The sequence below is a fragment of the Longimycelium tulufanense genome (assembly GCF_014645795.1).
Lineage (GTDB): Bacteria > Actinomycetota > Actinomycetes > Mycobacteriales > Pseudonocardiaceae > Longimycelium > Longimycelium tulufanense.
Window position 1 is genome coordinate 81,806 of the sequence record NZ_BMMK01000005.1, and the last position, 6,464, is coordinate 88,269.

Here is a 6,464-nt window from a genome sequence, read left to right on the forward strand (position 1 = left end):
AGACGATCAGGGGAGACAGCTCCAGCGATGACGAGCCGCGCCGCAGCGGGGCTCACGTTGATGGCGGTGCAATGCACGTCCCGACGACGAGTCGAGCTCGACCGGCGGGATCCTGGCCCACTACGCGCTCAAGGGCGTGCGAACCGTCGTGGTCACGTGCACGAATGGCGAACTCGGCGATAGACCCGGCGGCGTGAAACCGGCCGAAACGGACCACGACCCGCACGGGGTGGCGGCGATCCGACTGGCCGAGCTTCGTACCGCCCGCGAACATTTGGGCGTTGCCGACCTCGAACTTCTCGGCTACCACGACTCCGGGATGCTCGACTGGGACTACAAGAACCGTCCCGACGTGTTCTGCAACGTGCCACTGGAAACGGTCGCGGCACGGGTCGCCGGCCTCATCGAGCGGCACCGCCCCCAGGTCGTGGTCACCTACGACCCGGATGGCTCCTACCAGCATCCGGACCACGTGCACGCCGCACGCGCCGCCATACTCGCCGTCCAGGACACGAACATTTCCGCCAAGCTGTACCTGAAGGCGCACGGCAGCAGCTACCCGCGGCTCCTTCGTGGCGCGCTGGCCGGAGTCGGGATCGAACGGCCCTCCCCCACCGCCGAACTCGTCGCGGCGTGGGAACGCACCGAGCAGCGCATCACCACCACCATCGACGCCGAGCACGTGATCGAGCGGAAGCAGGCCGCGCTCCACGCGCACGCCAGCCAGCTGGGCAGCTCGATGGTGGCGAAGCTCCCCGCCGAGCTGTTCGCGCGCGTCTTCTCCGTCGAGGCGTTCATCCGCACCCACGACACCACCGGCGCACCGATTCCCGAGCACGACCTGTTCGCCGGGCTCTGACGTTCAGGTTCTGACATTCATGTCCGGCCGGCGAGATCGGCCAGGAAGGTGGCGGCGACGCGTTCCTCGGGGATCGCAACGCCATGGGCGCGCGGCACGCACCCGGGCACGGACGTCGTCGACTCCCAATGCGGTCTCCAACCGTTCGTTGGCCTCGCCGAAGGCGTGCAGGATCGCGGAGTAGAGCTGGGACCGGTCGCCGGTGGTGAACCGGAACATGTCCGGCGGTACCCGGTGCCACGCCGCCATCGATCCCCCTCTTGGCTCCCGTGGTGCCCGCCCACGGTAGAGGCCACCTCCGACCCGATTCGCCGGGGATGGATCGTCTCCTGCGGTCCGCACCTCGAATGGAGCAGTGCGGGGCGGGCCGTGCGAGAAACACGAGACACGGGGCTGGCCGATGGCGAGCGTCACAGGACAGGAGCCACGCCATCAGGTTGAAAGTTAGGTAAGGCTTGCCTAAATTATCGGCGACCCCGTACCTCTGGTGCAGACCCCGGGAGCTGACCGCATGCCCTTCCGACGTACCGGCGGACGCCCGGCGCCGGTCCCGCGCAAGTGCGACCGAATCGTGACCGATCGTCGTCGTACCGCCAAAGCTCGGTATCTCCCGTGCTCCAACCAGACCTTTCCCGGCCGCCAGCAGGAGGGTTGAGCCGCGCCGCGAAACCCGGGAACGGGGTCCGTCCCGGATTCGGTTGCCCTTGATGGCAATGACGCGGGGGCTGGCGCAACCGCCGAACGATGTAGGCACGTCGTTGACCGTTTTTCGCTGCCACACAATCATTCGGTTCACCCTGCTCGACCCCATCACCCGTCGACGAGGACACCGGGGGGCTCGGGGACGTCCTGGCCGCCGACCGTGCCGGCGCGCACGCGGCACAGCTCACCGAGGAAGGGGCCGTATGAACACCGCGAAGGCCGTCGCGACCGATCCCCTGCACGACTCGGACGCCCGGGGTGTGGCCGAGCACGCGCACCTGGAGGCTCTGCTGCGGTGTTGGCTGCGCGAGACAGGCACCCCGGTGGGCACGGGCCTGCTGCGGGTGGAGCTCCCGGCGACCGGAACAGCCCTGGTCACGGAGGTGACGCACCGCTCCCCCACCGGCTGGCACCGATTCGGGTCGGTGCGACTGGAGGGGCGGGGCGGCCTGGTTGGTGACACCGCCGACCCGGTACTCGCTGTCGCGCTGGTGGCCACCGAGGCAGCGGCCCGTGGTGGGGCCAGGACCGGGGGCGTGCCCCGCGGTGAGGTGGCCGATCTGGTGGAGCGGACCGCCGAATCGATACGCCGGGTGGCGGCCTTCGTGGCTCACCGCAGGGAGAATCCGGTACCACCGTCCGAAGTCGACGCTTTTCTCGACGCCGAGCAGGCATTGGTGCTCGGTCACCTGCACCATCCCGCGCCGAAGAGCCGTGACGGCATCTCGGCCGCCGATGATGCCGCGTTCTCGCCCGAGATGCGTGGCGAGTTCCGGCTGCACTGGTTCGCCGCTGACGAGTCGGTGGTGTCGCACGGCGCGGTCGCCGGGTCACCGGCATTGGCCGGCCGGGACACGGTGGCGTTGCTGGGCGAACTCGCGGGCGGCCGGCCGGATGGGCGGGTGCTGGTCCCCGCCCACCCCTGGCAGGCGCGCGATCTGCTGCACCGGCCGCGGATCGCCGCACTGGTCGATCGCGGTCTGCTGGAGCCGCTGGGAGAGCGCGGCCCGCGTTGGTGGCCGACCTCCAGCCTGCGCACGGTCTACCGACCGGACGCCGCGGTGATGCTGAAGCTGTCGCTGGGACTGCGGATCACCAACTCGCGCCGCGAGTCGACCCGTACCGAGCTGCGGCGGGGTTTGGAGATTCACCGGTTGCTCGACGCCGGGTACGCCGAGCGCACGTTCCGGGCGTGCCCGTCCTTCTCCATCGTGCGCGATCCGGCCTGGCTCGCCGTGGACGAGCCCGGCCGCGCCGAGGGACCGGAGGTGACCGGCCTGGACGTCGCGGTTCGTGAGATGCCGCCGGGCATCGCCGAGCTGCGCTGCCTCGCCGGGTTGGTCGCCCCGCAGCCCGGCCTGGGCCGGAGCCGGCTGGGGCAGTTGGTGACCGGGCTGGGCAGCGGTGGGGCCGAGCGGTGGATGGCCGACTACACCGACCGCGTGCTGGTACCGATGCTGCACCTCTACGCGGCTACCGGGATCGGCCTGGAGGGGCACCAGCAGAACACCCTGGTACGCCTCGGTCCGGACGGTTCGGTGCTCGGTGGGGCGTTCCGTGACAACCAGGGCTACTACCTGGCCGCCTCGCACCTCTCCCGGGTGTTGTCCTGCCTGAACGAGGACTCCTCGACGTTGGCAGTAGTCGATGACGCGATCGTCGACGAACGGCTTTGCTACTACCTGCTGCGGAACCAGGCGCTCGCGGTGGTGGGTTGCTTGGCGGTGGACGGGCTCGCCAGCGAGCAGGAGTTGCTTGCGGTTCTCGTCGACCGGCTGCGTGCCGCGCTCCCTGTGCTCGCCACGGCCGGGCCCGACGGAGATCGTCTCGTGCGGCGCTGGGTGACCGCGGAAGACCTGCCCTGCAAGGGAAACATGCTGACACGGCTGCACGGTATCGATGAGGTGCTGGCCCCGCTCGATGCCCAGTCCGTCTACCTCGAGGCGGCGAACCCGCTCCGGGCGGCGGAACGGTGACGACGGTGGACGGCGAGCAAACCGAGGACGCCGGGAACGTGCCGCCGGGCCCGCCCTTGCCGGTGGTCGAGCACCCGTGGTCGGTTCGACGTTGCGCCGCCAACGGATCCGACCTGGAACTCGTCCATCGTTGGATGCAGCACCCGCACATCGTCGCGTACTGGGAGCAGGCGTGGCCGATCGGGCGGTGGCGGTCGGAGTTGTCGTGCCAGCTCAGCGGAGACCATTCGCTGCCTTGTTTGGCATTTCATCACGGCGTCCCGCTTGCCTATATGGAGATCTACCGCGTAGTGCGGGACCGGATTGCCCCGTACTACGCGCACCAACCGCACGACCTGGGCGTGCACCTAGCGATCGGTGAGCCAAGCCGGACCGGACGCGGGCTGGGACGGTCGCTGCTTCGTGTGCTGGCCGAGGGCCTTCTGCGTGCCGATCTTGAATGCCGGCGGATCGTGGCCGAGCCGGATGTGCGCAACGTGCCGTCCCTGCGCGCGTTCACCGCCGCAGGGTTCCGGACGGTCGGCGAGATCACGCTGCCGGACAAGACCGCCGCATTGATGATCCGTCCCCGCTGCGAGGAGGACCTGCCGTGACTGCCGATCCCCGGTCCGACCCGCAGGCCGCCGGCCTGCAGACCGAGCACGATGTGGTTGCCGTGGGCTGTGGTCCGTTCAACCTCGGCCTGGCCGCGTTGTCATCCACAGTGGATGATCTGGAGGTCGTGGTGCTGGAGGCCAGGCCGAAGCTGCGTTGGCATCCCGGCCTGATGTTCGACGACGCCACGTTGCAGGTCAGTTTTCTCGCCGACCTGGTGACCCTCGTCGACCCCACGCACCCGCTGTCGTTCCTGGCGTATCTGCGGGACGTCGACCGCATGTACCCGTTCTACGTGCGCGAGCAGTTCCATCCGACGCGGCGCGAGTACGAGGACTACCTGCGTTGGGCCGCATCACGGTTGCCTTCGGTCCGCTTCTCCCACCGGGTGGAGGCCATTCGATGGGACGATGGCCGTTTCGCGGTGCACGCGGTGCGCGGCGACGGCGCCCGGGTACGGATGCTGGCCCGGGACCTGGTGTTGGGAATCGGCACCGAACCGGCGGTACCGGAGGCGCTCGCCGGCCTTCCCGGTGAACGCCTGGTCCATTCCGAAGATTACCTGCATCGGTTGTCCGAGCTTGAGGCGGTTGGCGCCGGTGGGATGGTGACGGTGGTCGGCTCGGGGCAGTCCGGTGCGGAGGTCGTTCTCGACCTGCTGCGGCGGAACCTCGCGGGAGGTCCGGCGGTGCGCTGGCTGACCCGCACCGCCTCCTTTGCGCCGCTGGACTACACCAAGCTGGTGCTGGAGATGACCACGCCGGCCTATATCCGATACTTCCACACCCTGTCGCAGGGCGTGCGGGACCGACTGGTCGCCGCGCAGTGGCAGCACTACAAAGGAATCTCCAGCGAGACACTGGAACAGATCCACGACCTGCTGTATCAACGTGAACTTCAGCACGGGTGTGCCGATGTGGAGCTGCGTTGCGGAGTCGCTGTCGAGTCCTCCCACGTGGCCCCCTCGGGGCGGGCGGTGTTGACCTGCCGGCAACGGGATACGGGGCGTGTCTTCCGGCACGAGACCGATCTCGTGGTGGCGGCGACGGGCTACCGGCAGCGGCACCCGGCGTTTCTCGCCCCGATCGAGTTCCTTGTCCGGCGGGACGAGCGGGGGCGGTACCGGGTCCGGTCGAATCATTCGATCGAGCTGGACGAGTCGGTGAGTTGCCGGATCTTCGTTGCCAACGCCGATCTGCACAGCCACGGTGTCGCCGCGCCGGACCTCGGTATCGGCGCGTACCGCAACGCGACAATCCTCAACACCATCACCGGCCGAGAGATCTATCCCCTGCCCAAGCACACAGCATTCACCAGCTTCGAGGTTCCCGCCAGCACCGACTGACCGCTCCCCACCCGACGGAGCCGCCTGGCCGCGACCGCCGGGACGGCGGGCCGGCCGGGCGGCAGGAGCTCACCAGCTCGGGCTCCGTATCGGTGGCACGCGGACCGCTGGGGGACGAGGCAGCGGGTGCCCTGCTGGAGGGTATCCGGGTGAACGCGGTTCGGCCCGGGTTGTGCTCGGCGCGGGTGGGCTGGCCAGTTCGGGGGTCTGGCCCGCCCACCCCGCTCGGCTACAGCGCCGTGACGATGGCGTCGACGACCGGGGACAAGGCGTCGGAGAGGTAGAAGTGACCGCCACGGTGGGTGATGATGTCGGTCGGCATGGACGACTGCTCCTGCCAGGCCGCCAGCTCGGCGTCGGTGACCATCGGGTCCTGGCGTCCGCCGAATGCCTTGATCTTGCAGGGCAACGGGGGTTCGGGGCGGTAGCGGTAGGTCTCGCAGACCGCGAGATCGGCCCGGATCGTCGGGAGCACGAAGGAAAGCAGCTCGGGAGAGGAGCATATCTCCGTCGGCATTCCACCCAGCGCGACGAGCTCCCGCGTCAGTGCGTCGTCGGGGAGCGTGTGCAGCGTCTTGCGGTCCGCGCGAAGCTGCGGCGCGGGCTTGGCGGAGACGCCGAGCACCCGCGGCACCTCGTGACCGCGCCGCCGCAGCTCCCGCGCCAGCTCGAACGCGACCAGCGCGCCCATGCTGTGGCCGAAGAACCCGAACGGCCGCTCGTCGCCTTCCTCGAGGAACTCGTCGGCGAGCATCGGGACGAGTGCGTCGACCTCGGTGCGCAACGGTTCCGCGCACCGGTCCTGCCGTCCGGGCAGCTGCGCCACGCGCAACTCCACGTGCTCCGGCACGAATTTCCGCCAGCTCAGGTAGGAGGACGCGGCGCCACCGGCGAACGGGAAGCAGTACAGCCGGTACAGGGCGTACGGGCGCTCGTCGAACGCCACATAGCGGCCCGCCCGGCGGGTGGTGGTCCTCATGCTCAGGGT

4 protein-coding genes and 2 pseudogenes are annotated in these 6,464 nt (G+C 69.4%); 4 read left to right on the forward strand and 2 right to left on the reverse strand.

The features are described from left to right. Window positions 1-91: 91 nt before the first annotated feature. Window positions 92-859 (forward strand): annotated as a pseudogene (locus IEY55_RS07840) (PIG-L family deacetylase); the annotation flags it as partial. Window positions 860-952: 93 nt separating this feature from the next. On the opposite strand, the pseudogene IEY55_RS07845 reads toward IEY55_RS07840, so the two are convergent. Continuing rightward, window positions 953-1,078 (reverse strand): annotated as a pseudogene (locus IEY55_RS07845) (DUF2397 family protein); the annotation flags it as partial. A 686-nt stretch (window positions 1,079-1,764) separates the two neighbouring features. On the opposite strand from IEY55_RS07845, the gene IEY55_RS07850 reads away from it, so the two are divergent. The 3 genes from IEY55_RS07850 to IEY55_RS07860 are packed head-to-tail and all read left to right on the forward strand — an operon-like array spanning window position 1,765 to window position 5,476. Beyond that, window positions 1,765-3,537: an IucA/IucC family protein gene (locus tag IEY55_RS07850; RefSeq protein ID WP_189055497.1), complete on the forward strand. Its 1,773-nt coding sequence runs from the start codon at window positions 1,765-1,767 to the stop codon at window positions 3,535-3,537. A 5-nt stretch (window positions 3,538-3,542) separates the two neighbouring features. Continuing rightward, window positions 3,543-4,130, forward strand: coding sequence for a GNAT family N-acetyltransferase (locus IEY55_RS07855; protein ID WP_189055499.1), 588 nt, complete (start codon window positions 3,543-3,545; stop codon window positions 4,128-4,130). Further along, window positions 4,127-5,476: a lysine N(6)-hydroxylase/L-ornithine N(5)-oxygenase family protein gene (locus IEY55_RS07860; RefSeq protein WP_229686164.1), complete on the forward strand. Its 1,350-nt coding sequence runs from the start codon at window positions 4,127-4,129 to the stop codon at window positions 5,474-5,476. Before IEY55_RS07855 ends, IEY55_RS07860 begins: the two co-directional genes overlap by 4 nt. Before the next feature lie 229 nt (window positions 5,477-5,705). On the opposite strand, the gene IEY55_RS07865 is transcribed toward IEY55_RS07860, so the two are convergent. Continuing rightward, window positions 5,706-6,455 carry a thioesterase II family protein gene (locus tag IEY55_RS07865; RefSeq protein WP_189055501.1) on the reverse strand — a complete coding sequence of 250 codons (750 nt, stop codon included), beginning with the start codon at window positions 6,453-6,455 and terminating at the stop codon, window positions 5,706-5,708. Between the last annotated feature and the right edge of the window lie 9 nt (window positions 6,456-6,464).

Excerpts from the sequence above, each read along its gene's own strand:
- IEY55_RS07850 (WP_189055497.1), top strand. The coding sequence starts at position 1,765 with ATGAACACCGCGAAGGCCGTCGCGACCGATCCCCTGCACGACTCGGAC.
- IEY55_RS07865 (WP_189055501.1), bottom strand. The coding sequence starts at position 6,455 with ATGAGGACCACCACCCGCCGGGCGGGCCGCTATGTGGCGTTCGACGAG.